This is a genomic window from Lysinibacillus sp. FW301-JW8, assembly GCF_058788755.1.
In genome coordinates, this window is record NZ_JBYTBB010000014.1 from 1 (window position 1) to 1843 (window position 1843).

Annotated in this window: 2 protein-coding genes; one reads left to right on the plus strand and one right to left on the minus strand. The window is 41.1% G+C overall.

The window, feature by feature from the left end:
* Positions 1-202 precede the first annotated feature (202 nt).
* Positions 203-733 (minus strand): DUF2529 family protein, encoded by a 531-nt coding sequence (locus AC3WOM_RS07875; RefSeq protein ID WP_492446029.1) that lies wholly within the window; start codon positions 731-733, stop codon positions 203-205.
* Between the two features lie 156 nt (positions 734-889).
* On the opposite strand from AC3WOM_RS07875, the gene AC3WOM_RS07880 reads away from it, so the two are divergent.
* Positions 890-1246 carry a response regulator gene (locus AC3WOM_RS07880; protein WP_492446030.1) on the plus strand — a complete coding sequence of 119 codons (357 nt, stop codon included), beginning with the start codon at positions 890-892 and terminating at the stop codon, positions 1244-1246.
* Positions 1247-1843: the final 597 nt, after the last annotated feature.

Consider the following 1843-nt stretch of genomic DNA (forward strand, 5'->3'; position numbering starts at 1 on the left):
ACCCTGCACGGAGCGTCAGCGCAGGAAGCGGCTCGTCGCTCGCCCACTGGAAAGCGAGTAGCCTGGAACGGAAATCAGCTTCATTTGACTTAGTAGTGTTCACAAAGAGTCCCTTGACCATTTAATTTTTCAACACTATGAAAAGAGTTGTCTCAAATGCTGAGACAACTCTTTTTTTGAAGGCTATTTCAAAACTGCTGCTTTACAATTCTTCGTCAATCAGGCCGAGCATTTCATCATAAGCCATTTTAACTGCTTCATAAATAAAAAGGGCAGCAATAGCATGTGGAATTACAATACGCTCACCTAAATCATTTGGTAATAAACCACCTCGTACGCGTGTAGAAATATACGTATAGGCTAAATCTGCCAGTGAGTTTTGAGAGTCTGCTACTTCACAAGCAACTGCTGCAAATGGAATAAATTGATCATTTAGTTGTTGTGCCAAAGCAATGACCTCTTTATCTTCTGCACTACGGGTAAAAATACATACTCGATCAGCTTCTGTAAGCATAGTATCCTTTGACCATGGTACTAGCTTCGTAAAACGTTCTACAGCGTGACATGCATTTAATTCAACCACCTGCATTTCGCCAAAGCATGCGAGATAGACATTGCCTTCTCCGATCCCGGCTTGCGCAAGTAATCGAGCTGTTTCTTCAATAGCGTCCTCTTCACTTTGTATTATTCTTTGTAATAATCCACTAAGTTGTGTTGTAAGAATTTTTGACATAATCCCACCTCAAACAATATTATATGTTTGAAGAGGCTATAAATCAAAAGCAGATAATTTATAATACTAGAAGGTATTAAGATAATAAAGGAGAATAATACATACTAAGGGAAGTTTTTGTGCAAGAATAATAACTCAAAAAGGGCGGAATGAAATGTGAAACGATTACTAATTGTCGATGATCAACAAGGAATTCGTTTGCTTTTGAATGAAGTATTGAAAAAGGAAGGTTATGTTACATATTTGGCTGCTAATGGCATGGAGGCACTAAAATATGCAGAAGAGGACATGGATTGTGTCCTATTAGACATGAAAATACCAGGGATGGATGGTATAGAAATTTTAAAGTGTTTAAAAGAGAAATGGCCACAACTTCCTGTATTTATGATGACTGCCTATGGTGAACTGGAAGTCGTTCAGGAAGCATTAGATTTAGGAGCTATTCGATATTTCACAAAACCTTTTGATATTTTTGAAGTACGCGACGAGGTAAATAAAGTATTAAAATCTTAAAAACAGGCAGTGGTTAACACGGCCTGTTTTTAGTAGTAATATTCTAGCGTTTCTTATTCTCATTACTTCCTAAAATATTTAATTTTCAACTGTCTCTATTAAAGATAGCTTGCATAGAGAAGATTAAAGTAGCCATCTTTGTATTGCACTACACTTTCGTGCAGAAAACAGACGCTGTCGCTACGTTGCCCTGCGCTATCAGATAGAAAATAACAGCCCCTGCTATACAGGGGAGAGAACCTTCGTTACGTTGCACTGCACTACGGTGGCACTGCCGTTACGTTGCACTCCGCTTTCGTGCAGAAAATAAAAGCCCCTGCTTTTCAGGGGAGAGAACCTTCGTTACGTTGCACTGCACTGCGGTGGCACTGCCGCTACGTTGCACTCCGCTTTCGTGCAGAAAATAAAAGCCCCTGCTTTTCAGGGGAGAGAACCTTCGTTACGTTGCCCTACACTGCGGTGGCACTGCCGCTACGTTGCACCCCGCTTTCGTGCAGAAAATAACAGCCCCTGCTTTTCAGGGAAGAGAACCTTCGTTACGTTGCCCTACACTGCGGTGGCACTGCCGCTACGTTGCACTCCGCTTTCATGCAGAAA

Coding starts and splice junctions, on each gene's coding strand:
- AC3WOM_RS07875 (WP_492446029.1), bottom strand. CDS start 733: ATGTCAAAAATTCTTACAACACAACTTAGTGGATTATTACAAAGAATA.